The organism is Shewanella sp. GXUN23E (assembly GCF_050865035.1).
Taxonomy (GTDB): Bacteria; Pseudomonadota; Gammaproteobacteria; order Enterobacterales; family Shewanellaceae; genus Shewanella.
The window spans coordinates 52,434-79,091 of sequence record NZ_JBOZWP010000024.1 but is presented as its reverse complement, the minus strand read 5'-3'; the positions used below and the strand labels follow the sequence as shown (position 1 = coordinate 79,091).

Here is a 26,658-nt window from a genome sequence, read left to right as displayed (position 1 = left end):
CTCTCGTTCGTGAGCACGTTTATCTGGGATAAACACTTACCCATGTTTTCGACGGTCAGCCTCTGACGAAGCGCATCGATTGAGCGTGCCAACACAAAAATCAGATTCAGTATCAAAAGCGGATATGGAACATATCGGCTTTGACCAGGGAAGGTGCATAATGCACCTTCTTTTGTCTCAGGTTCGCACCATACCTGACGGTTACACGGGCGACGGATAATCGTTCAAGTTCAAATCGAAAGCACGGCATCTCTTTGAAGCAAAGAAGAGTTTTATAGATGAGTACTTTCGATGAGGAAGTTGGGCGATTAGGCAAGCCTTTTTACAGAGTTAAGAATTAATGAATATCGATCGCGACGAAATGCAGGCCATGGCTCAGATCCTTCACAACCTGTGGTTTGAGCGCCCGTCAGAAGGCCTGATGGAGATGGTGGCTGAAATCCCCTTTGCCGAGCAGTGGCCGCTGGGCGACAGCTCCCCAGAGGTGATGCAAGCCTGTGAGCTGATGGACAAGCAGAGTGCGACCATGGATGAACTGCTGCTGGATTACACCCGCCTGTTTGTTGGCCCGGGTGTGCCTCTGTGTCCGCCATGGGGCAGTGTGTACCTGTGTGAGACCGGATTATTGAATGATGTCAGCACTCAGGCGCTGGTGGCCTTCTATCGTGAATCCGGATTGGAGCTGGACTCCACCCGCAATGAGCCGGTCGATCATCTGGGGTTGATGCTGGCCGTCATCGCTAATGCATTGGCGACAGAAGAAGGTGCGATCCCGGCCTTTATGGACTCTTATGATGATGTCGCTTTCAGCACCGCCTGGACGGCCCGCCTACTGCGCGAATACCTGATGCCATTTGCACCCAAGTGTATTGAGCTGCTGGCCGCCAATGCCAAAACCGATTTCTACCGCGCACTGGCACCCCTGACCCTGAACTACCTGCAAACCCTGCAGGCACAGCTGGAAGCTCAATTGGTCAGCCACAAAAGCGACACAATGCACTGAAGAATAAAAGCCTGAACCACAGAGGACACAGAGGTCACAGAGAAAGGCTAAAGCGTTAGTGCTTACTCGCTTTTCCTCAGTGCTCTCTGTGCAGCGAAGTGCTCCGTAGTAGGTCGGTTTAAAGGCGAAAGCATTGAACCACGAAGGACACGAAGACAAGCGAAGGCTCATAATCTGATCTTCATGTGCTTCTCCTTCGTGCTCTTCGTGAAGCGTAGCGCTTCGTGGTGGATCGCTTTTAAAAGGCAAAAGCCTGAACCACAGAGGACACAGAGGTCACTGAGAAAAGCCAAAGCGTTAGCGCTTCTCCTTCGTGTTCTCTGTGTAGCGAAGCGCTTCGTGGTGGATTGCTTTTAAAAGGCAAAAGTTTGAACCACCGAGGTCACAGAGAAAGGCTAAAGCGTTAGTGCTTACTCGCTTTTCCTCAGTGTTCTCTGTGTAGCGCAGCGCTCTGTGGTAGATTGCTTTTGAACGTGCTAGACGCTTAGGCAGGTATTTTTAGGAAGTGATGTATGAGTGTGATTAACGCCCTTGGCGATCAGTGGAGCAAGGCGGAGTTTGCCCATCAGTTGGCGCTGGAGCTGGCATCCAGACCAGGCATAGCCGAGCTGTTTGGCGGCGCGACTTCGTTGACCACAGTCTGCAACCTGATCGCTGCCATGAGCTATCAGGCCGATGATGCCAGATTTGCCAAAGACCCCGAGCGTTCAGACAGATTCATGTTGACGAACAGCATGTTGATCTCGGTGTTCCACGACTGCTTCCGCCTGCTGTTCATCAAAGAAGTGCAGTCCGGCGGCCTGAGTCAGGCCGAGCAGCTCATCCTGGCACTGGCCAAACGCATTGCGCTGGATACCGCCACCGAATCACTGGACGACCACGCCATACTGCAGCGCGAGCAGATGATTAAGTTCAGTGAGCAGTTGGAGGGTTTGTATCGTCAAAGACGCAATAGTTCGAGAAACATGGTGTAGGTAGGGCAGAGGGTGACTGCCAGAGTCACTTGCTTGATGTGGCTTTCAGCCACAGAGGTAGGTTTGTCCCTGCGGGACATGGCCGCTGACGCGACCTAACGTCGTGGACTTCCAGCCCACACCCGGGTCAGGGGTATTGCTCGTCCAATACCCCTAACAACCCCAAGGACGCCCCAACCGAAGTTGTAACCCATCGTGATTAGCTTGCAATGGACGCGACCAGTGTCGATTCACCGTCCATGGCTCAGCGACATTTACGCTGTCATCCATGACAGCGCCCGCTATTACAACCTAATCCCTCCGGCAACTCCGGACGGGGACTGGTGTATTTTGCAGCTACGGAGTGAAAGTTATGGCTGTCCCATCTTTCTTCCATCTTTCTTTTTAACCATCTTTACTTGGTTTGATGTTTGGCGCTTCGCAAAGTTGGGTGTGACGTGCCGTCACAGGTCCCTGCGGGACAAGTTTAGCCCTTGCAGGGCTTGTCGCTGAGGCGCCTGTATATCGAAGTGAATTTAAGTGAAGTGTTTTGTCGGGTATTCTAGCGCTATCGTCTGGGGGGGGCTTTCTGTGAGTGGTTTTTAGACTTCTAAAAAAAAAGCCACTATATCAGTGGCTTCTTTCTATTATGCTGGTATTCATTATATTATGGATAGGTTCTTTAAACGAAATTTCATCGCTTCTTTAGATGTTTTGAATTTATGTGACAATGCCTGAATTGCTTCATCTAAAGAAATTTTTTCATTTTTCGATTTATAGTGATCGACTAGCTTTGATACCTCTTTATGAACTAAATTTGCTGGCATTAATAATTCAGCGGCGAACCTATTCGCTCTTTGTTCAACAAAACTATTACAACCATCTTTTCTATCTAGACGGTCTATGATTGTTTCATTTGCATTGCAATCATCTAAGGCAGGGAATATATCATAAACAAGATGTCCAACCTCATGTGCTTTAGTAAATCGTTTTCTAGTTTCACATTCTGTTGGGTTTGCCCAGATAGATACACTACTCACTTTATTAGTATCGTCACGTTTAACTTTGACAAAGCCAGCGGTATCCAAATTGTCAAAGTCTAAATGCTCATTGAGAGTCACCCCCTCAATTGTTCCAATAATGAAATCAACATCAATTGGCAATTCAATCGAGTCTAGATCTCCATATACTTTTCTGAGTATATCTTGAGCAGAAGTTATTTCATTTATTTCAGAAAAGGTGATTTTTTTGTTGACAGTTATCAGCATAACCTCTCCCTCACTGTTTATTTTATAATATCGGACAACGCCGGGCCTGAATTTCCATTATTTTGTTGGTATAGTTCTTTATCTTTTATTCTATTTATAATTTGTTGCTCTAACCCATTCGCAATGGTATTTAATCTGGTATCTAAAATGTCAATTATCTTAGATTCTGTTAAAGACACCTCTACAAGATTCTTAACTACACCTTTTTTAGTGATTGCTGCTGTGACCTCTGAAAGAGTTTCGTCTTTTAGTTGTTGAATTTCTCTATTTTTATATGCCCTTAAAGAAAAAATAAAAGCCGCTCCAGAGAGAGCGAGTATGACACCCATGGCCGTTAGATGATTCGAGTAACTTGCATGAGAACTCTCGAACATATTTGAGAAATTTTGATAGTTTTGCTGTTGGATTTCAGTAGCTTTATTCACATTACTTTCAAATTCTTTTCGATTGTATGCAATTGATTGTGATAATAACTCTATATTTTTCTTACTATCATCCAAATCTTTCTCTAATTTTTTAGTAGTCGATATCAGAGAGTCTATTTCATTAGTTAGACATTTGTTATAAGCAACTAATGATGGTATGTCGCTGGATGAAAATACAGATTTCCTATCAATAAGGAAGTTGAACTCTTTACAGTTTATTGACATTTTCTATGACCACATAATTCAGTGGCTTATTATATTTTTACAAATGTGGAAGAACTTATATTTAAGCAGATTATATGCCTTGCCAAAATTATGTGACGTTTTTGTATTTTTACCTGTAAATACTTGAACTGTTGTTGCATATATCTTGGATTGTCGAAAATATGTTCCCTAATGGAAGGTGTTTGAGCTTTCATGTTGGGCAGATTTTTAAATCCATAGAATTTTGACAAGCTACCGCCCGTCGGTTTGGCTCCGGCTAGCAGCGGTGTAAGTAATTTCTGCTAATGTACCATTTTGAAGTGATTGAATCTGTAGGAAAAGTCTCATAACTACGTTTTTTGGTTTGGCGTGCTGCGCATTTTTTTCTTTGTAGTGTTAAGGCCTGTCAGAATGGCTTCTGTTAGTGTGTTGTAGTGATGCGTTGTTCTTGGTTAAGGGTTTTCTAAGGTTTGGAGGTGTAGCTGTTTGTATAGACTTGCTTAATCTCCATGAACGGGGTGTCATCCATAACGTACGCTACCGCCCATCGGTTTGGCTCCGGTAGGCAGGGTGTTTGTGATTTGTGCGGTTAATTTATCAGCATGCGTGTGGTGGGTATGTAAGCCATATCTCACATCTTGTTGTTTTGGTTGAATATCCTGTTGAGGATTGCAGGCATAAGACGATCGCCTTTTGGTGCTGAAACCGCGCTTAAAACCTCTGGCTATAAGGGAAAATAAACACAAAGATGCTGTTGGTAATTTGGGCGCTTGATAGAGCGGATAGCTTTAGAAAGTCTTTATGCCGCCAGCAACAGAATTGCAGTGGATATGCAGATTGCACCGAGTCCCCGTCCGAAGTTGCCAGAGGGGATTGGATGCAATAGTAAATGTCATCAGGGATGATGACATAGGCGGCGCTGAGCCATGGACGGTGAATCGACGCCGGTTACGTCAATTGCATGCGATGCACGATGGGTAACAACTTCGGTTGGGGTGCCCTTTCGTGTGCAGAGTGCTTTGGGCAAGCAAAGCACTTTGCCCGGGTGAAGCCTGGAAGGCTTCGATGTCCGCCGCTTTCAGCGGCATGCCCTGCAAGGGCAACAAGTCCATACCATTGGTGGCGCAAAAGCCACCTCCATCAATGCATTGATCTGACGTATAGCGCATCGACCTTGGCTGGCGTTATCTTGTAGGTCGAGATTATTTTCATGCGAGAAACAGACATGACCACGATTCTGACGGTACTGCACGACAGCCCTTATGGCAGTGAGAAAACCTATAACGCGCTGCGTATTGCGCTGGCGCTGCAGGAGCACGCTGACACGCCAATCAGGCAACGACTGTTCTTAATGTCGGATGCCGTGGTGGCGGCGTTAAGCGGTCAGCACACCCCGGATTTGAGCTATCACATAGGTCAGATGCTGGAGATTCTGATGGCGCAGGGTGTTGAGGTGCATCTGTGCAAAACCTGCTGCCAGATGCGTGGCGTGGATGAGTCCCGATTGATTGAAGGCGCGCAGATCAGCACTCTGGTGGAACTGAGCCGCTTCACCCTGGGCAGTGACAAGGTGATCCACGTTTAAGGCGCTGGATGTCATTGTCGCCAGATCTGTATGGGGTGAAAGTAAGCCGCGGCGCAGACGGATCAGTTTTGTGTCCGGTTGCGGATGCTGTCATTCAATGCCTCTGTTTGCTTTTGACGTTCAGCCTGACATTTTTTAATGTCGTCCGGGTGGCCGTTTTTGCAGGGATCTGCACCAGCAATGGCGCGGGGAACATTAATGATCAGCTCAGCGGCGTCCGCCTCGCCATCGCGGTGACCCTCCTTGTCGTGGTTGGATAAACCAATCCAGCTTGAGGTGCAGCCCTGAAGTAAGAGCACTGCGAATATCAGAGACATTCCTTTCATCGATTCAGTCCTTGTGATTCAGCATAAATGGAGGTGCTCAAGGCGCGGGCCCGGTAACCCGGCTATTGCCCTGAGCATGGCGTCAGTCATTGCATAGTCAGACATTTATCGACAGCTTACAAATATAATCTGCTGCTAATATTTGCCAGTACCCCAGGGGGGGGGGGCCGCCGTTTGTATCCGCGGCCAATGTACGGTTATCCCGGATAACTGATTGTTCTGCATCGTGCCATTACAGACACTTGGCAGCCTTGAGCTGATTAATGCTGCTGTTTGCCAGCTGCTCAGCTATTTGTGCGCTGCGTAGTTGGATTTAATGAAAGTCTGCATGAAATTAACCGATCCCAAGGCAATGGGTTATGCTAATGCGATTGTCGCTATGCTGGCGGCGGGCATTGATGGTGCCGCATCGTTTCGCGAGCCGATTAATGGCGTGTTTTGCCATGTATTTGGTCTGGTGACCCGCAGCGATCAGCGGGCGCTGGATAAATACAAAAAGAGTGCGCCACTGTCAAAATATGCCGCTGCCAATCCTGATGAGCCGAGAGTATTTGAACATGTTGTCCCGATGGCGGTGATCTATCGTGAGCTGACGCAACTGCCCAAGCCTGATGCCTGCGCCGTTATTGCGCTGATCGCCAGGCTTTATCGGGTCAGACGCGTAACCAAAAGTGAAGATGCCAGGTTAACCACCGCCGGACTGAGGCATGTGATGCCAGAGGCTTATTATGACTCTGGGCACCCGCTGTTTGGCGACATTGAAGCCCGCCACAAATGGGTCGGCATTGAGGCCGAAGCGCAGTGAGGCTGAGTGGATGTCTGATTGTTAACGCGTTAATTATCCGATGATAAATGTGTGCACAGAGTGTTTGGTGGCACTGAGGTGCGTTGTCACCGGTGAAGTGAAACCGGTGGATTAAGGTTTTGCTGCCAGGGGCTGCTGAGGGAATTGTTGCAATAAAAAACCGCATTCTGGATATGCGGTCTTGATAAAACGAGTGCGGAAAAAGAATTACATTTACTGTTCTCTGGACTGAGCGACAGAGACCTTTTCAACCCCGGCGGTTTTTGCCTGATCCATTACTTTCACCACCAGACCGTGACGGGTTTCTTTGTCGGCCAGGATCAATACCGATGCTTCCGGGGCTTCGGCACGCATCTGCTCAATATTGGCGGTGAGCCGCTCAATATCGACCTGACGGTTGGCGATTTTGATGATACCTGTCTTGTTGACTGTGATCAGAATGTTTTCACCCTTTTTGGAGTTGGGCTGGGAGCTGGATTCCGGCGAGTCATAGGCGACTCCGGTCGGCTTTACAAACGAGGTAGTGACAATAAAAAAGATCAACATGATGAACACGATATCCAGCAGTGGCGTCATGTCGATTTTGGTTTCTTCCATTTCAGAAGCGTATCTTTTGCGTGCCATAGTCATCTCCACGGTCAGGAGTCTGCCTGTCTTCCATTTTCGGGCAGGCGGAGTTGTTTGAATGTCAGTCGCCGGGGGAATGCACCAATCTGTCCGGTGGATGTGCTGTGCAGCTTTCCGGGTGTTGGATTCGAGGCATATGTCATCGCCCATGCCCCGAGACTTCGCAAGCATTCCCCAGGTCATAGTAGGCACGAACTCACAGACTAGACCAGCAGCTGAAACCGACTATTTGGTCGTTTTTTGACCTCGATCAACAAGTTTTGTGCAAAATCGGCGCAGAGCGCACAGAGGCTGACAGGCATTGGTTTTTCGGCCGGGAATGGTTGACCGGAAATGTCCGGATCCAACGCTGTTGTGTGAATAGTTGTGTATATAAGCTGCATAGGATTTCACTGCGCCAGTAGCTCGAGTGCTCGGGGCACTCAGGCTTTCCATATTCTGGCCGCAGTAATACCAATTCGCATAGGAGTTTAGTTACTCAGCGAGAACTTAAAGGTGTGAAGACAATCAGAGCAATCAAAGATCTATCGGGATAAATCACCTCTTGTTTACAACAGCAGGCTCTGGGCAGTATGCACGCCTTTTAAAACTCGCCCTTCGAGAGGTAAGTCGGCCACACGATTACTGCATCAAATTGCTTTTGTCAGAGAACCACTATGTCGTCACCAATTTCGCTTGTACTCGAATGGCTGACATGGCTCTGATGAGATCAATCTTCGATGCGGATTGGTATCAGTTTATTGCTGTGGCTCGAATAGGCATTCTCTCGGCGGGGGGATGTTCAATATACTGGTGACAATTTGAACGTCATGGAGTTTGACATGAGTGCGACAATCGGTCGTTGGCAAGGGGCCAGTCTGGTGGCGACCACCCTATTGGGAACCGGAGTGTTCATCTTGCCCCAGCTGACCGCAGCAGCTGCGGGTGGACAGGCCTTAACAGCCTGGCTGGTGCTGACACTGGCGATTATTCCTGTCGCCATCGTCTTTGCCGGGCTGGCTGGGCGTTATCCCCATGCCGGAGGTCCGGCGTATTTTGTGGAGAAGGCTTTCGGGGTCAGGGCAGGGCGGACAGTGGGGCTGATTTTTCTGCTGGTTGTGCCTTTGGGGATGCCTGCTGCCTTGTTGATGGGCTATGAGTTTGTGCATGCCTTGTATCCATTCAGCGGTGATACTCCCTTGTATATACAACTTGGCACTCTGGTTTTTCTGCTGCTGATCAACTGGCCGGGTTTGCAACTGTCGGCACGAATGCAGATGGCTCTGACACTGGCGATGGTTGCCGTGGTGGTACTGATGCTGGTGATGTCCGGCACCCTGGAAGGGCGGCAAACCAGTCATTGGTCTGCAGCCATGGGGGACGGCGTTATGTCGGCACTCGCCATCGCCTTCTGGAGTTTTCTGGGGCTCGAAGCCATGACCCATCTGGCGGCAGAGTTTAAATCGCCAAGACAGGATATGAAGCTTGCCATGATAGGTGGCACGGTGTTGGTAGGCTTGTTGTATCTGGCCTGTACCTGGTTGGTGTTGTCCTATCCCAATGATGAATCTCTGGCGATGGCCGGGATTTTCGATGAGCTGGTGGGTGGGCAGGGGCAATGGGTCATTTGTCTGCTTGGCCTGGCCTCCAGTCTGGCGACTGTGAATGTCTACTGCGCAGGAACGGCCAGATTGATGGCAAGTTTCAGCGAGCAGGGTGTGTTGCCCGCTGTGCTCAGCCGCACAAACAAGCAGCGGGTGCCAGTTGTGGCTATGTCGGTGATGCTGGTTGCGGCCACCGTTGTTACTGCGACGGTGCACTGGTGGCAGGTGGATCTTGAATCGCTGGTGGTGTGGGTCAACGGGGTGTTTGTGATCATCTATCTGGGCGCTATGTTGTCGGCATTCAGATTGTTGCCTGCGGGCTATCGCTGGGCAATGTGGCTGGGCGTGGGCTTTTGCTGCCTGATGGCCTGGAGTCTGGGGGGCGATATGTTGTATGGGGTCGTGATTACGTCACTGGTGGCGGTTGGCCTGTATATACGAAGTCGGGTACGAGCACAGAACCCGTTAATCCCCCACTGATAATTTCGTCCCTTGACTGACAGTGTTGATCAATCATCGGAGTGGGGTGACACTTAACTGCAGTATAAAAAAAACGCAGATGCAAAACCCCTCGTCTATATTTTCCTATAGGCGAGAAAAGGAGAAAAATTATGGGATCTGCGGCGCTACTGCAACGAATCGACGACCTGCCCCGGTTGCCCAAGGCTATCAGTGAATTGCTGGACGCAGTGAATGATGAGTCTGCCACTATCAAGGGGATTGCTGAAAAAGTTTCAAAAGATCAGCTGATTACTGCCAGGGTTTTACGTATGGCGAACTCGGCCTATTTTGGTCGCAGTCGGGAGGTGGCGACGCTGGATGAAGCCGTTATCCGCCTTGGTATGGAGAAACTGCGTACACTGGTGATCGCATCGTCAGTGGTCAGTGCCATGCCCTCCATAGAGGGTTTTGATCTGGCTGACTTCTGGGGCCATACCTTTGAAGTTGCAGTGCACTGTCAGGCCATGGCAAAGAAAGTGGATGGTGTTGAGTCAGACGCCGCATTTACCTGCGCTATTCTGCACAATATTGGTGACATGCTGATCGCCGTTGTCGCACCCGACAAGATATTGGAGATCAAAGATGAAATTGCCCGTGGCTTGAGTAAACCTGAAGCTGAAGAACGGGTGCTGGGATTTGATTCTGCTGCGCTGGGAGCGCTGCTTGCTGAGAACTGGAAGTTTCCATTACAGCTGGTGGATGGGATCCGTTTTCAGTATCAACCCAAACGTTCCCGTCCCTATTCGCCTTTGGCTGGTTTGCTGCATACGGCCAAGGCCATTATCGCCGGTTGGGATGAAGTATGTGAAACCGACCGCTCCAGTTGGATTTCGCAGCAGGCCGCCAACGCTGGCCTGAGACTGCAGATGTCGGATCTGGCCAAGACTCTGGAAGCCTCCCGTGGACAGGGATATGAAATTGGCAAGATGCTGGCCTGATTGGCACAGACAATCGCAAGCCCCCAATTGATTGCAAACAAGCCGGCATTTGCCGGCTTGTTCTTTGATATGACGCCGCTGGTATCAGCGCATTGCCATGGCGCGATTTCTCAGCTGGATTAGCTCAGAGTGTTTCAGGTAAAGCAGATCTGACATCCGACGAATGATTTGATCCTCATACTGGCATAACTTGCCGTCGGCATAGGCCAGTTGCCACATGGCCAGCACCAGCTTCTGTTTCTGCTCCAGGGTGAAGGCATCATTGATCTCATTGGTGAATTCGTACAGGGAGGTTGCCTGCTGCTGGTGCCCCCTGGCCTCGGCGATTAGCTCGCTGGCATCCTGTTCAGTAAGCCCTAAAGTCTGCTGCATCACTTTTGGCAGCAGATTGTCCTCCTCTGCCGACAAAACGTCATCGGCATAGACCACTTCCAGCAGCATACTGGCGGCAGCCAAATCCAGATGGCGCTGCTTTTCTTCGGGGGTTTGCGCATGCAGATGAGCGGTCAGGAATTGTTTCAGCTTGGCAATCATAGGTAACCTGGATCATTGGCGTAATGGCCTAAGATTAGCAAATCTTGTTGCACAACACAGCATCAGCAGCCTGTTGATGCTGCAGAGATGAAACCAGTTTAATCAGGGCGGGAAAATCAGATAGCGCGACGGGGCGAGGGCATCGCCCCGACAAGGTTTACAGGAAACTGCTTAACCCCTGAGTCAGCAGATTGACCGATTCAGCTCCCGAGTTCTGTTGCAGATACTGTTTCACCAATTCGATCATCGGCATGGCCAGATCTTTGGATATTCCCAATTTTTCAAAGGCATCATAGATCATGGCGCCGCCCTGCAGGGATTGTCCCAGTTCACCTGCCTGAGACAGCAGTCCGGACATACCTTCGCTCTGGTTCAGCAATGGGGCTGCAGCCATCAACAGATCGGCACCTGGAATATCTTTGGTAAGTTGGGAAAACTGACCACCATCCAGTGAGGATTTGGCGACATTGAGCAATGTCCCCAAGCCACCTTCTGCCTGTTGCTGGTTGAGTCCCAGTTGTCCCATGACATCACTGACCAGAGGGTTGTCGGCCAGCGCCTGAGTGGCGGGTTTGCTGGATTCTGTCTGTGATTGGCTGCCGCCAAACAGATTGTCAAACCAACCGGCATGAGCCGGCAGCGTCAGCGCACTGAGCAGCAACAGGCTGCCGCTGATGGATTTTTTCATGGTGATAGCACCTTCCTGTGGTTCCAAAGAGCCTCATATTAGCCTGTTTTACATTTTGGTTGCATAGTTTTCTGTCTGTTGCGGTGGCGGGCTGCCGGGTATCCGGAGCGGATTGTTTACAGACGGTGCAAGGGCGCGGGATTTTGGGTATTCTTAGCCGCAGAATCCTGTGGAATCGGCGTTTGGGTTTGCATTTGTGAAGCGGCCTGAGCGCGGTTTTCGTCAATACACAACAATATTTTGGGAAGGCCATGTCGTTGTCTGCCATTTTCAGTGAAGCCCTCTATTTTTTCCGTAACCATTTGCGTCAACTGGCGATTTTGACGGGTCCCCTGCTGTTGTTGCAGGTTGGGATCCAGCTGTGGCTGGGGATGCAATTACAGCAGATGGATGTCGAAAACCCTGAATTCAGTTTCAGTCATATGGCGGCCATGATGGCGCTGCTGCTGATATTTTCCTGGTTGATTGCGGCATTAACCGCATTTCTGGACTGGCGTTCAGCCGGGCATGAGCCGACCAATAATCAGGTGTTGTTCGGCAGCCTGCAGTTTGTTCCGACGCTGCTGTTGGCCGGGGTGTTTTCCGGCATGGCTATCATTGCGCCCACTATGCTGGCTGCGGCATTCGGGCCATTGTGGATCATCGGTCTTGGGATCAGTGCCTATTTGTTTGCCAGACTGGCTTATGTCAATTTCATGGTGGTCACCGAGAAACTGACACCATTGGTGGCCATTAAATCCAGCTTCAGTTTCAGCGGTCCCATTGTGATGAAAACCATGTTGGTGCTGCTGATGTATGTGCCTGTTTCGTTGATTGGTGGCAGCCTGAGCCAACTGGCAGGCGCACTGGGATTGCCGGCACAGATCATCATTGAAACCCTGACGGCGTTTTTCGGGTTGTTCGTTAATATCGCCCTGTTCCGTCTGTACATGGTGACCCGTAACCCACCTGCTGTGAACTGAGGACGCCGGACATGAAGGATGCTGAGTTTGTCCGCCAGCTGGTGCCGGAGCTGGCACAGGATTATGAAGAAGCCAAAGGGTATGTGGGCGATGTCCCGACTCAGGCGCTGCTGCATATCCGCACGCTCGCCCACAAGCTGACCGGACGTTTGGCCGGGGATAAACTCAGTTTTGACAGTCCCAATCTTTACGACCGCATTGAGCAGCTCAATCAGGCTCGCCTGATTGACGTACCTACCGCCCGCGCACTGCATAAACTGCGGGGCCACGGCAATCGTGGGGCTCACCCGGAAAAATACCATCTGACCCGCGATCAGCTGCAGACGCTGGCGAACAAAGCAATTCGTGATTGCCTGTCGCTGTTTGAGCATCTGCATTACAAGTGGCGTCGCCAGCCAGCGCCGGAATACCAGTTTGATGCCACTGCGACTTTGCCCGCCAAAGAATTGTGCTACCGGGCGGTGATGGAAGATGACGCTGATGCCCAGTATCTGCTGGCGATGTCATTGAAATCCAAGGCCCTGATGGAACTGGAGCAGGAGCAGGCGCTGGCCGACAGCACCGATGTGTTGCTGCCTGTTCAGTCTGACAAGAGTTTCGCCAAGGCCGCATACTGGTTTTCACTATCGGCAGTACATATCCCCGAAGCCCTGTTTGAACATGGTGTGGCGCTGCTGCATGGCTACAGTTCTGCACCGGATCCCTTTGCCGGTGAGCAGGCTATTGCCGAAGCGGCGGCCAAAGGGGTAAAGGAAGCCCAGGCGTTGCTGGGGTATTTCTATCTGGTGGGCAGTGAATGTCACCCTAAAGATGAGACCAAGGCGCAGACCTGGCTGCAGCAGGCTGCCGATGCCGGTAATATTGAAGCCATGTCGAATCTGGGGGTGCTTTGGTATCAGCGTGGTGAGATGGCCAAAGCTCATTACTGGATTTGCCGCGCCGCCCGGGAAGGTTTTGCCAACGCCCAATATCATTTGGCATTGATGCTGGCGAGGGGAGAAGGTTGTCAGCAGGATTTGGAGTCCAGCGAATATTGGCTGGCGGAAGCTGCAGAGCATGGCAATCTGGATGCCATGGTGGAGCGTGCCAGGCATATGCTCAATGATGACAGCGCTTTTGGCAGCGATCTCTCCAAAGCCGAAAGCTATTTGCGCCAGGCTATCCGCTATGGACACAGTGTGCCTGCGATGCTGGAACTCAGTACGGCGCTGGCAGATGGTGTTCTGGGACGTATCGATGTGGTTGGGGCGGCGGCCTTGCTGTCGCTGGCCCGCAGCCGGGCGAATCCCCAGGAGTCGGGCATAGTGCAGGTACTGGCAGATTCACTGCAGGCCCAAATTGATAAGGTATTGCCGCTGACAACGGACAGGGAGCAGACCAAAGCGCTGAAACGGGCCAGAGAATTACTGGCCTGAATCAGAGAATAAAGGAGCTGAGCCGATAGCTCAGTACTGACCGTTCTCGTAGGTCTGACCGACGTGAGGTCTGGGTTTGAAGCTGTCTTTTGCCATAAAGTCCGGTGCTTCATAGTCACTGGATACTTCCCAGTTGACTGTCTGCTCTGTTTTCGCGGCATAGCGGCGTTTTATTCTTGCCAGCGCGATCCGACCGGCAATCATCATACCCAGCAGCGCGATGGCGCCTGCAGCCAGTAACACCGGCAGTGCCAGCAGGCCGACAAACAGCATGGATGCAGCAACCAAAGCTGCAATAAATCTCTGGATACCAGTCAGTTGAGTGAATTGGGCTCGATACATCAGGGATTCCTCTTTTATCGTTGCGCCGTCAGTGTGCCGTGCCGGCAGCAGCAGATCGAGTGAATGATTTTTCATCTGTCAGCGTTAATCGCTGGCTTGTCTGTAGCCCAAAAAAGCAGCCGCTGACAAGTATGAGAGCGGCTGTGGACTGGTTTTGGCTTAATCCATCAACGAGGACACGGGGCCTGCCGCTGGCAGGCTTACAACATAGTCATTTGACCTGTGTACAGAATAAAATTGCGCAGTAACAGTACACCGAGCAGGCTCATGCAGGCGGTAAAGGCGACATAGCCGAAGCGGCGCTTGGCTGAAGCTGTCATAAACAGATTCATCGCCAGCGGCACCGACAGGCCAAGACCGATAATTCCTCCCCAGAATACCCATCCCCAGAATCCCAGCCCCAGGGCATTGGCGGCAGCCTGTTGCTTTTGGCCGCCGCTGAGGATGAGGCCGGCAAAGAAGGTGAAGATGACCAGCAGCTCAATCAGGATCAGGGGGATTTCTATTTTGTGAATAAACTTCACTTCGGCGCTGTCAGCCTGACCTTTGAGCAGCACCCCAAGCAGCAGTGCTCCGGCGGCACCCGATGACAGACCTGACATCAGGAACAGCACCGGCAGTACCGGGTTATTGAGCAGGGGATAGCCGGGTAATGCCGACAGCAAAAAGCCGGTATAAGCCCCCAGAGCCAACGACAGAATCATGGTCAACCCGGTGATGGTGGCTTCATAGGGACGCAGCCACTCCAGTGCGCTGACACATCTGGGCCACTTGTCGGCCAGCCGTGTCTGCAGAGGCTGGCGGAATAACAGCAGCAGCCAGGCAAACATGAAGACCTGAAATACCATCAGTACCATGACGCCGAGCGACATGACGGAAACCGGGTTGTAGAACACCAGAATTTTCCAGAAATCAAAAGGTTTGGTCAGATCTATCACCAGAATTCCCAGACCGCCCCAGATGGCGAGTGGGGCGATGATGGCGGCGGCGCGCACAAAACGTGATCGCCAGGCCTCCTGGCCCAGACAGAAGTATCTGAGCAGGATGGCAAAGAAGATAGCACCGGCAGACATACCTGCCAGAAACAGATAGATAGCAATTGGCCAGTGCCATACCAGGCCGTCGAAGTGGAATGCACTCATAACATAACCTCCCCGGTCGCTGCGCGGATTTTAAAGAGTTTAGGTGCGGTGCCCAGCGACAATTTATCGCGGGAAACCGGATTTGAGCGCAGTTGGCTGTAGAGTTCGGAATGCTGATCGTTAAGATCGCCAAATATCAGAGCCTGAGTTGGGCAGGCGGTCACACAGGCTGGCGGCTGGCCGTTAACCAGACGGGATTCGAAGCAGAAATCGCACTTGTCTGCGGCCTTGGTCACCGGATTAATAAAGCGCACTTTGTAGGGGCAGGCGGCGATACAGTAGAGGCAGCCGACACATTTCCAGTCATTGACTTTCACTATGCCGGTTTGCTCGTCTTTATAGGCGGCGCCTGTGGGGCAGACTTTCACGCAGGGCGCATGGTCGCAGTGCTGACAGCTGTGGCGCTCGAAGTGATAACTCTGGTTGGGATATTCACCGTGGGGGCCGCTGCGGACAATCTCCAGACGGCTGACTCCCTCGGGAACCTGATTGGTTTGTCTGCACGCCTGACTGCAGGCATCACAGCCTATGCATTTGGTTTCGTCGTGCAGCAGAGCATATTGTTTATGGGTTATTGGGCTACTGGATCCGCGGGCCAGGGTGGCCTGATAGGCACACATTCCAGCCAGCAGGGCCCCCGCCCCTTTTAAAAAGAATCGCTTGCTCTTGTCCATGGCTCAGTCCTGCTTACTTTGGTGGCACTGTCGGCACAGCTTGGCGCGGTCGTCTGCGGTAATGCTTTTCATGGGATCGTCAGTCGGATGCAGCTGGTGACACCGGCTGCAGCTGACCTTATTGGAGTGCACATTGTGGGTCCATTCCAGATCGCCGATTGCGCTGCTCTCGTGGCACTTCAGGCAGGGCTCTACCTGGGTTGCCGCCGGGGTCTCTTCAGAGTTGAATGCAATCAGATTCGAGGCTTTTCTGGGATGTCCCTCCTGCTCACCATGACAATCCACACAGGAGACGACTTGCACATTCGCGTGTATTCCCTGCATGTTGCCGTTGCGTTTGTGGCATTTCATGCAGGGACTTTTATGAATATCCGACATTGCCGCAGAGTTGCCGGTGTTTGCTTCAACAGGAGCCCCAAGAATGATGCCGGTAACAGCGATCAATATTTTGAGCGTTGACATATACCATTCCTCTGCGGTTAATATCAGGCAGCCAAAGCTGTACGGATTTCGGCTAAGTCATAAGGTGAATCTTTTCTGAGTTGAATATGATTAATATTGAACTTGGTAAATACATTATTAAGGAAGGATGCTTTTTCCTGATCCTGTTCCTTGGTAATGACCAGTTTAATCTCAGCAGAATCATGATCGATAACTACATAGTCGATAGTACAGTCGTGCAACACTGATTTAAGTTCATCATTGTCCTGTACTTCTACCAGGTCATCCATTTTAAGACCGTAGAGTACATCGTACTTACCGCTGGACAGACCATTCAGGTCATGAATGTAATTCAGCACTTGCTTGTTGCAGAACTTGGGCTTTTTGATAATACTCACCTGTCCTTCGGTCAGGTCGATTTCCTTCTTGAAGAACTTGATACAAGTCATCACAAAGGAAACTGTTACCAGTGGCACTATAATGAACAGGACAAAGTATACGAACGCATAACTGGCTATTACTGAAGTGCTCATAATAATTTCCTCCATCTTCTTTTGAGTCACATCCTGAGAATATAAATATCAGAAATTTAATTTCGTCAGTATTCTTTATCGTTAAATCTTGATCTCCAATATATTGTGATTTTAAGGAATGCTGTTTCGCAGATTTACATAAAATAAGAACCAGCTATTTCTAACACTAAATATAAGAATCAGAATTGTATATTTGCGATTTGATGTTGCAAAAACTAATAATCTCAAATGCTGTATTAGTGATTTATTGTTATTAGGCTAGGTGACGGAAATTGTTGATTTAATAAACTTGATAGTTAGAATCCGGGTAAGGGGAGCGACTTTCAAGGATGTGAGAATATGGGCAGAGAAATTGATATTGAGAAAATTGACTTACTCAGCCTGAGTATTTTAGTTTTGCTTTATGAAAATAAATCAGCGACCATGACTTCTAAGGCGTTGAAAATTCCAGCTCCTAAAATTAGCCGTTGCTTAAAACAGCTCCGAGATACCTTCGGCAACGAGCTGTTTGTCCGACAAAGATACGGTATGCACCCCAATGAATTTGCCGATGAAGTCTATCCAATAGCGCGCCATATCATTGATGCCGCCAAGGCATTCAACAAACTGGATCCCCATGTGCAGAAGTCCCGCCAGGACTACCCGATTGCGATACCGGATGCCATCTCCTGCACCATGATGCGTTCGCTCATCAATCTGATTTACGATAAAGAACACCCGCTTTCCATTTCTCTGGAGTTGTGGAATACCAATGCCATCAATGAAGTACTTTGCGGCAACCTGAGCTTCGCCATCTTCTGCCATTACTCCCGGGATCAGCTGACAGCCTACAGCGATAAATTGGATGTGATCCCCATTAAGAAGATGGAGAACATGTATCTGTTATCGCGGGAGGGACATCCCATCCTCGAGGGTGACATCAGCTTTGAACGGATTGCGGATTATCCTTTTGTGTACACTGAGTTTGGTAAGCCTGAGCAGCGTGCCAGCGCCTTCCAGCGATTTTGTCTGGGAGAGGGCATCCCGCTGCGGACCGAAATTACCATCCGCAATGTATCGTCACTGATCGACCATCTGATCAACAGTGACGCGCTGGCGCTGACTTCATACAGCTCGCTGTATGACAAGTTTTCCGAAATCCCTGAGTTGCATTCCTGCAAACTGGCCCGCCGTGAAACTGATCGTCTGCTGGCGAAATTTCCCTGTTCAACCCTGTACCTAATCAAGATGAAGGGCGTTGAAGACCCTCATCTGGATTGGCTGGTGAAACGGGTGATCAAGGTGATTGACGCCGGACTTGATTAATCGCAGATACCCTTTGTTTACGTGGAAACTCCCCCTTCCGGCGGGGCAATGGGGCTGCCGATCACCTGATCCACTTTATCCAGTATGGTTTGCTTGAGCCACTGGTGCCCAGGATCGCTGTTATTGCGGCTGTGCCACAGCAACACATAGGCCAGCGGAATAAAGTCCAGCGGCAGCGGCAGCTGGACCAGTGGATAGAGCTTGCAGGCGTGACGGGCAAAGCTGGATGGCAGGGTGAATATCAATTCGCTGTGGGCACAGATACTGGCCGCCCCATAGAAATCCGGTACGGTGGCACTTAAATGACGTCGCTGATTGGATTTGGCCAGATGATAGTCCAGCGCCCACCACTCATTGCCTTCGCAGCGAACCTGCACATGAGACAGACTCAGGTAATAGTCCAGATCCCAGTACCCGGCCGTTATCGCCTGAATGGCTTCATGTCCCTCACGCACCAGGCATACCTGTTTGTCGGTGAACAGGGTCTCGTGCTCTATGCCCTCCGGCAGATGTTCAACACTGAAACCTGACTGTGGATGCAGATCCCGTCCGGCAATAGCAAAGTCAAGTTGGCCCAGTACCAGATCCTGCATGGAATTCTCGGTCCATACATAACTGTTCAGCCGGATGTTGGGGGCGGCTTTCAGCAGTGGTCCGATAAACTGGGGGATCAGCGTCTCGTAGGCACTTTCCACCATGGCAAAGGAGAACTGACGCTCGCTGGATGCCGGGGTAAAGCCGGGGGGCTGGGTTAAATCGTACAGGCTTTCGAGCATTCCCGGCAGCCGCTGGGCAATCTGCAGCGCATGCGCCGTGGGTTTCAGGCCTCTGGCGGTGCGTTGAAACAATGGATCACCAAGCATGTCACGTAGACGGGTGAGGTTTTTACTCAGGGCCGATTGAGTCAAATGCAAACGTCTGGCGGCTCGGGTAACACTCTGCTCTTCCAATAGCACTTGCAGGATAACCAATAGGTTAAGATCGACTCTGGCAAGATTGTCGAGTTTCACAGATATTCCTCAAAGGAATTTTTAGTAAGGAATATATATCACTTCTATTCATACCATGTCCTGCCTAAAATAGCCCGGCATCCCATTTTCCCACTATAGATTTCAGAGATAGAAATGCGACCAGGATTACTGCCCCTACTCATGTCCATTGTGCTGCTCAGCCCTTTGGCCATCGATATTTATTTGCCCTCCATGCCCGCAATGGCGACTGAATTTGGCGTGTCTGACAGTGATGTACAGTCCACTTTGGTGCTGTTTCTGGCTGCCATGGGGCTGGGACAAATACTGATTGGCCCTATGGCCGATAAATTTGGCCGTCGCCCGGTGGTGCTGGGTGGGATTGTGTTTTACGTGCTGTCCAGTTTGCTGGCCGTCTATGCCATGGAGTTTTCCATGTTGCAGCTGGCCCGGGTGGCCCAGGGATTTGCGGCCTGCTCGGCATCAATTGTGGTGTTCAGCGCCGTGCGAGACTGTTACAGCACTGCCGAGAGTGCCCGTATCTACAGCTATCTCAATGGTGCCATTTGCGTGATCCCCGCGCTTGCCCCAACGCTGGGTGGCCTGTTGGCGCTGCAGTTTGGCTGGCGCTCTAACTTTGTGTTTATGGCTGCTTATGGCTTGCTGATGCTGTTTGTGGTGTATTTCAGGTTTACCGAGACCCGTCCTGCCAGCACAGATACCAGTGCCCCTTTGTATCGTTGGAGTCGCTATAAGCCAGTGTTGTCCAACAGTCATTTCATGTTCTATGCCATTTGCTGTATGGCCGGAATGGGCGCAATCCTCAGCTATGTGTCTTACTCGCCCATGTGGCTGATTGGACAGCTGGGGGTTGATGAGCTGACCTTCAGTGGCCTGTTTGCACTGAATGCTGCATTCAATATTGCCGCCTGTTTTGGTGCACCAATCGTTATTCGCCATCTGGGTAACCGGCCAACTGTGGTATTGGCCATGTCTCTGATGTTGCTGGCCGGCTTGCTGGAGCTGGGGTTCTATCAGCTTGGGACGGTCAGTGGCATGAGTGGCGCACTGGCTTACATGTTGCCAATGATCCTCCTGTGTGTGGGGTTCGCACTGCTGCTTGGCCCCGCCACTTCCATGGCACTGGCACCTTTCGGTGATCGTGCCGGTACGGCCGCCGCCATGCTTGGCTTCTTTCAGATGAGTGGTGCCGCGCTGCTGACTGCTGCGCTGCAGCAAACCGGCTTGCCTGCGCCACTGGCCGTCGGAGGCATGATGGCATTGCTCAGCGCTTTGCTGTTGTTGGTTATGACTCAGGAGCGTTTCGCCGCCTGGCACAGAGAGCCCGTTGCCGGCTGATATCAGACTGCTAAAAAACAAGGCCTGCATCTGCAGGCCTTGTTGTTGATCTAGGGACCAAGACGGGGATCAGAAGCGTCCGGTCACGCCGACACTGGCTTCCCAGGTCGAAAATTGCAGCTCATGGGCCAGGCTGGCCTGCAAGGAGAAGGTGTTTCCCAGCGGCAACCAGTACTGAGCCGACAGTGAATATTGGCTGTCTACGTTACTGTCATCAAACAGTATTATCTCGGCTCCCAGCGCCAGCGAACGGGTGAGATACCAGTCAGCTTGCAGGTCAAATGCATTGACACTTTCATCGTATGAGTATGCGCTGCTCTCAAACTGGCCGCGATTGTTGCGCCAGCTTGCTGACAGATCCACACCCGCAGTGGCTTGCAGTGCCACAAAACTGCGTATTTGCGCCTGCCAAGTATCCGTCCCCCAGTTACAATCGCAGTCAGCGTCGATATCGGTCGAAATATAGTGCAGGCTGGCTTCGGTGGCGTCGTTGATAAACCAGCCGCCGCCAATATTGATCACATCAAAATCGGCCTGGTTATCTGAGGTAATGCTGTAGTTGCCGCGCACAAACCAGTTGTTGCCAAATACCCAGGTGCCGCCGGCGGTCCAGAGTTTGGCGTCACCACCGGCTTTGTTGAAACTGGCATTCAGCGAGGATGTTTGGGCCAGAAATCCATTCAGGGCGTAGGGACCTTCAGTGCTGATTGGTGCTAAATAGTAGTCATAGCTCAGGGCAATTAACTCATCGCTCTGATTGTCATCCCACTCCACCGTCCCCAGGGTGATATTGGCCTGATGCTGGAAGGTATCCTGAGCGGTGGCCGATATGCTTAAAAAAGGCAGCCCAAGCAACGGCAGAAAATATCGATTCATATAAATTCCTTTTTGATTATATATCCTTGCGATTCACCAACTAGGCTCGCCGTCCCAGAGACTATCAACTGAGTCAGAGCAAACGAATAAGACTTATTGCTGATATAATCCCGGCAACGTCAGGATATTTGTAACGGCCGGTATGTCAAAACGCCCCCATTGTCCCCATTGTGATTACCCTTTGAGCGCCTGCCTGTGTCATGCCATCGCCCCTGTGCGCTGCGCCGCGACGCTGGTGATATTGCAGCATCCATCGGAAGTGGGACACGCCAAAAACAGTGTCAGGTTACTGCAGCGGGTGGTGCAGGATTGCATTGTGGCCGTTGGGGAAAGCGAGACTGACTTTGCTGGCATTCGTCGTCAGCTTGAGGGCAATGGGCGCCAAACTCTACTGTTGTATCCGGCTGATGCCAGTGTCAATCTGCAGGAATGGCCGGGTATTGGCGGTGGTGACCATGAGCCGGTTAATTTGCTGGTAATAGACGGCACCTGGCGTAAAGCGCTGAAGATGTTCAAATTGAATCCCTGGCTGCAGGAACTGCAGGCGGTCCATTTGGGGGACAACTATCAGAGCCGCTATCGTATCCGCAAAGCCAAACGCCCTGACAGTCTGTCGACACTGGAGGCCACGGCTTATGCCCTGTCGGAGCTGGAACCCTGTTTGGACGTGACGCCCCTGTTTACCGCTTTTGATGCCATGGTGGAGCGTCAGCTGGCCGCCATGCCGGAGGCGGTGCGCAGACGGTATCAGGATTAAAGAAAGCGTTTTGAAAACGTGTGGGCATCCATGGGTTCACCGAACAGAAAGCCCTGTCCGTAGCCCTGTCCCATGGACTGCAGCATTGCCTGCTGAGCGCGGTTTTCCACCCCTTCTGCCACATAGATGATCCCCAGCGCCCGAACCAGTTGCACCACGGCGGCAAACAGCTTTTGTCCCTGGGGATCACCCAGCTGCTGTGCAAATTCAGCATCGATTTTAAGGCTATCTATCGGCAGGCTTCCCAATCGACTCAGTGACGACAGACCTGTGCCAAAATCGTCAATGGCAATGAGTACGCCGAGCTGACGTAACTGCGACAGCACCTTTTTTGCCAGCAGCGGCTGACGCAACAGGGTGGACTCGGTAATTTCCAGGATCAGCGCATTACTCGGCAGCTCATTGGCGCTCAGCGCCCGTTGCACCATAGTGACAAAGTCCGGATGCTCCAGTTGCAGAGGAGAGATATTCACCGATACTTTCAGGTTGTGTCCTGTCCTGCGCCAACTGGCAGCCTGACGGCAGGCCTGATCCAGTACCCACTGGCCGACTTTGACTATCATGCCGGTTTCTTCCAGCTGAGGCAGAAAATCCTTGGCATCCAACATGGTATGTCCATCTTTCTGCCATCTCAGCAAGGCCTCTACCGCGTTGAGCTGACCGGTTTCCAAATCCACAATGCCCTGATAGGCGAGCGTGAACTGCTTCAACCCCATGGCATGCCTGAGGTTATTGATAAAACGGATGCGCCTTTCTGCATCCTGTTGCATTGCCTCGCTGTAAAACTGAATGTGGGAGCGATGTTTCTTGGCACTGTACATGGCGGTATCCGCAAGGCTGATCAGTTGCCCGGCCTGATCCCCGTGTTGCGGAAACAGCGCGATGCCTATGCTGGTCCCAAGAAAGAACTTTTGCCCTTCCAGTTCAAAGGGCACATCAAACAGACTCAGTACCTCCCGGGCAACGGTTTCAACCTGAGCTTCATCGCGGCAGTCTTCCAGTAGCAGAGTGAACTCATCGCCTCCCAGCCGGGCAATTTCGGCCTCGCCGATACAGTGGGCTTCCAGTCTGGCGGCAACCAGTTGCAACACCCGGTCGCCGACACCGTGGCCGAAACTGTCGTTGATGTTTTTAAAGCCATTGAGGTCCATAAACATCAAGGCTCCAAAGCTGCTAGGCGTCTGCCGGTGTCGCTCCAGCGCCTGATTCAGTAGTTTGGTCAACTGGTAGCGATTGGGCAGGCCGGTAAGGGCATCCGACATGGCCTGCTCGGTCAGCCTTTGTTGTTGTTGCTTGCGGGCGCTGATATCGGTAAAACGGGTGACCAGATAACTGTGTCCGTCGCGGCTGTCGAAACGACGGGTCGATAGCTGCACCGGATATGAAGAGCCATCGGCGCGTTTCTTTTGCAACTCGCCCTGCCAGTTACTGCGGGTTGCCAGAGCATGTTGGTAGGCGCTTTCCACTTCGGGAGTATGGGAGTCGGCATAGAGGAAATCGGGGCGCTGCCCTATCAGTTTGTCACAGCCGTAGCCACAGGTGCGTGACATGGCCATGTTGGCAGCCAGAATACGTTGATCGCTGCCGGTAATATAGATGGCTTCATCACTGTGTTCCAGAACGCTGGAGAGTACATCCGGTGGCAGTTGACTGAAGCCGTGATTGACTGGCTCCCGCTGTTGCCGGCGACGTTCGCCGGGGGTGAAAGACACCAGTAATACCGGATGCTGCTTTAAAATGCAGGGCCAGAGGGTAAGACGCGTGGGCTTTTCACTGTCGCCGTCATTGAGCAGCCATTCTGCATGGATCCGATTGCCATCCAGCGCGCGGTAGATGGTTTCCCGGGCAGCATCTTTGCTGTTGACCCCCGAGTGCTGTAACCGTGGTGACAGGGATGACAGGGTAGTACCGGCCAGTTGATGCCAGCTGTAACCCAAAAATTTCAGGCAGGTGTCATTGGCTCCAATAAAGGTCTCGCCGTCAAGCAGGGCCAGAGGATGTTTGTCAGGGATGGCTCTGATACGTGCTAACTCTTGCTCTATGGCCAGGCTTTCGGCGCAAAGTGAATGCAGTTGTTGTGACCATTGAGACATTTTTGTTATCCATCAAACCTTTATTGTGCCAGTCCTGGACAAGCGAGAGTTTCATAAGAAGGTGCGATGCTGTGCTCTGGTCGTATGGTCCGAAATTGAAAACCTTGGATGCAGGATGCAGTTCGTATCTTCCTTATGCGGAATCTGGGTAAAAGGTAAACGGTTTTACCGGCAGACTCAATCTTGACGGTTGATTTCTTGCTGTTTTTTCCTCGTTTTAAGTGGAATTGAAAATAATACGCGGTAGATACAAGGGATACTTTTTATAATGCGGGTAAAAATCCGATTAGCAGGTTATTTTGTCAACGACTAACCAGTTTAGATGTCTGGCTCGATCCCGTTTGCCAGATGAATACTTGAATGGTAGTCATTGCGGCGGTATAACAATCCGTTTTTTATTTTTGTTTCGATATTTTGTACTGGTGTATTTTTGAGCGCGCTGTTTCGTATCAATTCTTCTCTGGCATTATTGCTGGCCTTTGTGTTGTCTCTCGTGTCGTTATTCGGGTTTGCCTACCTGCAGGTGGTCAATGAGGTCGAAGGTGACGCCAAGGTGGCGCTGCAATATCTTGAACATCGTCTCGATGAGGCGGTTGCCAGTGTCAAGGAGTTGGACGCGCTGCCTTATGAAAGCTGCGACAGCGAAGGCCAGGCAGAGTTACGGGATTTCTTTTATAACCACCTCAACGGGGGATTGTTTCTGATCCGTCGTCTCGATGCCAAACCCTGGCATTACTGCACTATGTTTGGCAGCGTCAGTTTCAATGTGCAGGCAGGCATGAAGCTCAGACCTCTGCTCGCCCACAATGAAGACAGGGTCTTGCTGGCGATGGCCAGGTATCAGCGCAAAGGGGAAGAGAAGTGCCACCTGTTTGTGGGATACCTTGGCGATGACAAAATCAGCTCGGTGCGCATGAACCGCCCAGACAGTTTCGCCTTCTTTGAAGATGACAAGATGGATGACCGCCGGGTAGAAGTGCGGCTGGACAATGGCGATAAAGTATTTGTTATCGGTAACTTTACCGGCAGGGCTGCGGAAACTATCCGCACAGATAGCGAGCGCTACCCCATCTACCTCAGCTCAGCGGTAACCTCGGCGCGGATTTATCATAAGGTTGTTGAGCTGGCACTGCTGTTTTTACCTGTTTATCTGTTGTTGCTGTGGCTGTGCGGGTATTTGCTGAGGCTGGTGTATAAAGCCCGGCTCAGTATGGGATATCGGCTGTATCAGGCAGTACATAACCGGGAGTTGCAACCCTATTATCAGCCGATTGTCGATGTCACCACCGGCGAGATTGTCGGTGCCGAAGCCCTGATTCGCTGGGTACGGGGCGATGGCTCTGTGGAGCAGCCGGTACGTTTCATCAATGAGCTTGAGCAAAGTGAGTTGATCACCCGGGTAACTCTGGATGTGCTCAAGCAAATTCCGACTGATCTCAAACCGGTATTATCACAGGCCGCCAATTTCCGCTGCAGTGTCAATCTGGTGCCCTGCCATCTGGAAAATACTGAACTGGTGACGGCGTTGGAGCACTGGTCAGGTCAGGGATATCCCTGCCATCAACTGGCCCTGGAAATTACTGAGCGCTTGCCTATTACTCAACTGGCGATGGCAAGAGCATCGATTATCAGGTTGCGGGAACTGGGTATCTGTATTGAACTGGATGATGCGGGAACCGGATATGGCGGAGCCTCATATCTGCAGGAACTGCATATTGATGTAATGAAAATCGACAAGTTGTTTGTTGAGCCGTTATTGATTTCCGATGACCGCAGCCAGGTGCTGGACGCCTACGTGCAGCTGGCCAGAACCCTGAATCTGGAGCTGATCGCAGAAGGGGTGGAAACTCAGGCTCAGTCGGATACTTTGCTGGCAAAAGGGGTGAAGTTCCAGCAGGGCTACCTGTTTTCCCGGCCTTTGTCGGCGGCGGAATTTGTGTCATTCTGGCAGCAACAATGTGTCGATGGCCGCTGCCGCATTTTTGATGGTATTCACGGGAGAGAAACCAATGAACAAAGGACTGATGGTCGTGTGCTTGACCTTGATAGGTTCGCTGGCGCAGGCAGCTGACAGTAAGCCTGTGTTGAAGATGTCACCTCAGACCCAGCGTCCTGAACAATGGGAACAGCAGCAGTTGGAGAAAGCCAGGCAGGCGGCTGCTGAAACCCGGGAGCGGGAACAAAAGGTGTTGTCCCGTCAGCAGTCAGGTGAGTGGCAGACACAACAGCAGCAAAAGGCGCAGGCTGCGGCGCAAGTCAGCTCCGCACGGGAACAGAAATATCTTGAGCAGGCTCGCGAAGCTGCCGCCAAAGAACGTAAAATACCGCGCAAATCCGATCAATAATCCGGA

The 26,658-nt window shown here is 51.3% G+C and carries 27 protein-coding genes; 13 read left to right on the top strand and 14 right to left on the bottom strand.

Translation table 11 applies throughout. The annotated features are described in order from the left end of the window. Positions 1-340: 340 nt before the first annotated feature. Both ACRRUX_RS17615 and ACRRUX_RS17610 read left to right on the top strand, forming a co-directional pair. Positions 341-1,003 (top strand): TorD/DmsD family molecular chaperone, encoded by a 663-nt coding sequence (locus tag ACRRUX_RS17615; protein ID WP_432532750.1) that lies wholly within the window; start codon positions 341-343, stop codon positions 1,001-1,003. 512 nt (positions 1,004-1,515) lie between these two features. Beyond that, positions 1,516-1,977 carry a hypothetical protein gene (locus ACRRUX_RS17610; RefSeq protein ID WP_432532748.1) on the top strand — a complete coding sequence of 154 codons (462 nt, stop codon included), beginning with the start codon at positions 1,516-1,518 and terminating at the stop codon, positions 1,975-1,977. 641 nt (positions 1,978-2,618) lie between these two features. On the opposite strand, the gene ACRRUX_RS17605 is transcribed toward ACRRUX_RS17610, so the two are convergent. Both ACRRUX_RS17605 and ACRRUX_RS17600 read right to left on the bottom strand, forming a co-directional pair. Next, a complete protein-coding gene (locus ACRRUX_RS17605) occupies positions 2,619-3,224 on the bottom strand; it encodes an ImmA/IrrE family metallo-endopeptidase (RefSeq protein WP_432532746.1) in 606 nt (201 codons plus the stop codon). 17 nt (positions 3,225-3,241) lie between these two features. Further along, positions 3,242-3,724: a hypothetical protein gene (locus tag ACRRUX_RS17600; RefSeq protein WP_432532744.1), complete on the bottom strand. Its 483-nt coding sequence runs from the start codon at positions 3,722-3,724 to the stop codon at positions 3,242-3,244. Positions 3,725-5,078: 1,354 nt separating this feature from the next. On the opposite strand from ACRRUX_RS17600, the gene ACRRUX_RS17595 reads away from it, so the two are divergent. Continuing rightward, positions 5,079-5,438, top strand: coding sequence for a DsrE/DsrF/TusD sulfur relay family protein (locus ACRRUX_RS17595; RefSeq protein ID WP_432532742.1), 360 nt, complete (start codon positions 5,079-5,081; stop codon positions 5,436-5,438). A gap of 62 nt (positions 5,439-5,500) precedes the next feature. Here ACRRUX_RS17595 and ACRRUX_RS17590 read toward each other — a convergent pair whose 3' ends face one another. Continuing rightward, entirely contained in the window at positions 5,501-5,764 is a 264-nt protein-coding gene (locus ACRRUX_RS17590; RefSeq protein WP_432532740.1) for a hypothetical protein, read from the bottom strand. 328 nt (positions 5,765-6,092) lie between these two features. Here ACRRUX_RS17590 and ACRRUX_RS17585 point away from each other — a divergent pair, with 328 nt between their 5' ends. Continuing rightward, entirely contained in the window at positions 6,093-6,569 is a 477-nt protein-coding gene (locus tag ACRRUX_RS17585; RefSeq protein ID WP_432532738.1) for a hypothetical protein, read from the top strand. A gap of 213 nt (positions 6,570-6,782) precedes the next feature. Here the strand turns inward: ACRRUX_RS17585 and ACRRUX_RS17580 are convergent, their stop codons facing one another. Beyond that, positions 6,783-7,193 (bottom strand): ExbD/TolR family protein, encoded by a 411-nt coding sequence (locus ACRRUX_RS17580; protein ID WP_432532736.1) that lies wholly within the window; start codon positions 7,191-7,193, stop codon positions 6,783-6,785. 824 nt (positions 7,194-8,017) lie between these two features. On the opposite strand from ACRRUX_RS17580, the gene yjeH reads away from it, so the two are divergent. Beyond that, on the top strand, positions 8,018-9,259 hold the full coding sequence (gene yjeH / locus ACRRUX_RS17575) for an L-methionine/branched-chain amino acid transporter (protein WP_432532734.1): 1,242 nt from the start codon (positions 8,018-8,020) through the stop codon (positions 9,257-9,259). A gap of 131 nt (positions 9,260-9,390) precedes the next feature. After that, on the top strand, positions 9,391-10,218 hold the full coding sequence (locus ACRRUX_RS17570; protein ID WP_432532732.1) for an HDOD domain-containing protein: 828 nt from the start codon (positions 9,391-9,393) through the stop codon (positions 10,216-10,218). An 84-nt stretch (positions 10,219-10,302) separates the two neighbouring features. Here the strand turns inward: ACRRUX_RS17570 and ACRRUX_RS17565 are convergent, their stop codons facing one another. Next, positions 10,303-10,752, bottom strand: coding sequence for a TerB family tellurite resistance protein (locus ACRRUX_RS17565; protein WP_432532730.1), 450 nt, complete (start codon positions 10,750-10,752; stop codon positions 10,303-10,305). Between the two features lie 157 nt (positions 10,753-10,909). Further along, positions 10,910-11,440, bottom strand: a complete 531-nt coding sequence (locus tag ACRRUX_RS17560) for a DUF2780 domain-containing protein (RefSeq protein WP_432532728.1) — start codon at positions 11,438-11,440, stop codon at positions 10,910-10,912. A gap of 251 nt (positions 11,441-11,691) precedes the next feature. On the opposite strand from ACRRUX_RS17560, the gene ACRRUX_RS17555 reads away from it, so the two are divergent. Both ACRRUX_RS17555 and ACRRUX_RS17550 read left to right on the top strand, forming a co-directional pair. After that, positions 11,692-12,402: a hypothetical protein gene (locus ACRRUX_RS17555; protein WP_432532726.1), complete on the top strand. Its 711-nt coding sequence runs from the start codon at positions 11,692-11,694 to the stop codon at positions 12,400-12,402. An 11-nt stretch (positions 12,403-12,413) separates the two neighbouring features. Then, positions 12,414-13,817 (top strand): DUF4145 domain-containing protein, encoded by a 1,404-nt coding sequence (locus ACRRUX_RS17550; RefSeq protein ID WP_432532724.1) that lies wholly within the window; start codon positions 12,414-12,416, stop codon positions 13,815-13,817. A 30-nt stretch (positions 13,818-13,847) separates the two neighbouring features. Here the strand turns inward: ACRRUX_RS17550 and ACRRUX_RS17545 are convergent, their stop codons facing one another. The 5 genes from ACRRUX_RS17545 to ACRRUX_RS17525 form a co-directional block, all read right to left on the bottom strand. Continuing rightward, complete coding sequence (locus ACRRUX_RS17545) at positions 13,848-14,159, bottom strand: hypothetical protein (RefSeq protein WP_432532722.1); 312 nt, start codon at positions 14,157-14,159, stop codon at positions 13,848-13,850. Between the two features lie 200 nt (positions 14,160-14,359). Then, positions 14,360-15,301: a cytochrome c nitrite reductase subunit NrfD gene (nrfD, locus tag ACRRUX_RS17540; RefSeq protein ID WP_432532720.1), complete on the bottom strand. Its 942-nt coding sequence runs from the start codon at positions 15,299-15,301 to the stop codon at positions 14,360-14,362. Then, positions 15,298-15,975 carry a 4Fe-4S dicluster domain-containing protein gene (locus ACRRUX_RS17535; RefSeq protein WP_432532718.1) on the bottom strand — a complete coding sequence of 226 codons (678 nt, stop codon included), beginning with the start codon at positions 15,973-15,975 and terminating at the stop codon, positions 15,298-15,300. Before ACRRUX_RS17535 ends, nrfD begins: the two co-directional genes overlap by 4 nt. 3 nt (positions 15,976-15,978) lie before the next feature. Beyond that, positions 15,979-16,437 (bottom strand): cytochrome c3 family protein, encoded by a 459-nt coding sequence (locus ACRRUX_RS17530; RefSeq protein WP_432532716.1) that lies wholly within the window; start codon positions 16,435-16,437, stop codon positions 15,979-15,981. Positions 16,438-16,460: 23 nt separating this feature from the next. Further along, complete coding sequence (locus ACRRUX_RS17525) at positions 16,461-16,865, bottom strand: hypothetical protein (protein ID WP_432532714.1); 405 nt, start codon at positions 16,863-16,865, stop codon at positions 16,461-16,463. A gap of 423 nt (positions 16,866-17,288) precedes the next feature. Here ACRRUX_RS17525 and ACRRUX_RS17520 point away from each other — a divergent pair, with 423 nt between their 5' ends. Beyond that, entirely contained in the window at positions 17,289-18,254 is a 966-nt protein-coding gene (locus tag ACRRUX_RS17520; protein WP_432532712.1) for a LysR family transcriptional regulator, read from the top strand. A 17-nt stretch (positions 18,255-18,271) separates the two neighbouring features. On the opposite strand, the gene ACRRUX_RS17515 is transcribed toward ACRRUX_RS17520, so the two are convergent. Then, positions 18,272-19,264: a LysR family transcriptional regulator gene (locus tag ACRRUX_RS17515; protein WP_432532710.1), complete on the bottom strand. Its 993-nt coding sequence runs from the start codon at positions 19,262-19,264 to the stop codon at positions 18,272-18,274. Positions 19,265-19,378: 114 nt separating this feature from the next. On the opposite strand from ACRRUX_RS17515, the gene ACRRUX_RS17510 reads away from it, so the two are divergent. Continuing rightward, positions 19,379-20,581, top strand: coding sequence for a multidrug effflux MFS transporter (locus tag ACRRUX_RS17510; protein WP_432532708.1), 1,203 nt, complete (start codon positions 19,379-19,381; stop codon positions 20,579-20,581). Between the two features lie 69 nt (positions 20,582-20,650). Here ACRRUX_RS17510 and ACRRUX_RS17505 read toward each other — a convergent pair whose 3' ends face one another. Next, on the bottom strand, positions 20,651-21,457 hold the full coding sequence (locus ACRRUX_RS17505) for a putative porin (RefSeq protein ID WP_432532706.1): 807 nt from the start codon (positions 21,455-21,457) through the stop codon (positions 20,651-20,653). A 142-nt stretch (positions 21,458-21,599) separates the two neighbouring features. Between ACRRUX_RS17505 and ACRRUX_RS17500 the strand changes: the two genes are divergently transcribed. Further along, positions 21,600-22,214: a tRNA-uridine aminocarboxypropyltransferase gene (locus ACRRUX_RS17500; protein WP_432532704.1), complete on the top strand. Its 615-nt coding sequence runs from the start codon at positions 21,600-21,602 to the stop codon at positions 22,212-22,214. Here ACRRUX_RS17500 and ACRRUX_RS17495 read toward each other — a convergent pair. Next, a complete protein-coding gene (locus tag ACRRUX_RS17495) occupies positions 22,211-24,307 on the bottom strand; it encodes a sensor domain-containing protein (protein WP_432532702.1) in 2,097 nt (698 codons plus the stop codon). The two genes, ACRRUX_RS17500 and ACRRUX_RS17495, sit on opposite strands and share 4 nt — an antisense overlap. Positions 24,308-24,737: 430 nt before the next feature. Between ACRRUX_RS17495 and ACRRUX_RS17490 the strand changes: the two genes are divergently transcribed. Together ACRRUX_RS17490 and ACRRUX_RS17485 are read left to right on the top strand one after the other, a co-directional pair. Then, a complete protein-coding gene (locus ACRRUX_RS17490; protein WP_432532700.1) occupies positions 24,738-26,378 on the top strand; it encodes an EAL domain-containing protein in 1,641 nt (546 codons plus the stop codon). Further along, positions 26,317-26,652 carry a hypothetical protein gene (locus ACRRUX_RS17485; protein ID WP_432532698.1) on the top strand — a complete coding sequence of 112 codons (336 nt, stop codon included), beginning with the start codon at positions 26,317-26,319 and terminating at the stop codon, positions 26,650-26,652. The genes ACRRUX_RS17490 and ACRRUX_RS17485 overlap by 62 nt, the downstream gene beginning before the upstream one ends. The last annotated feature ends 6 nt before the right edge of the window (positions 26,653-26,658 follow it).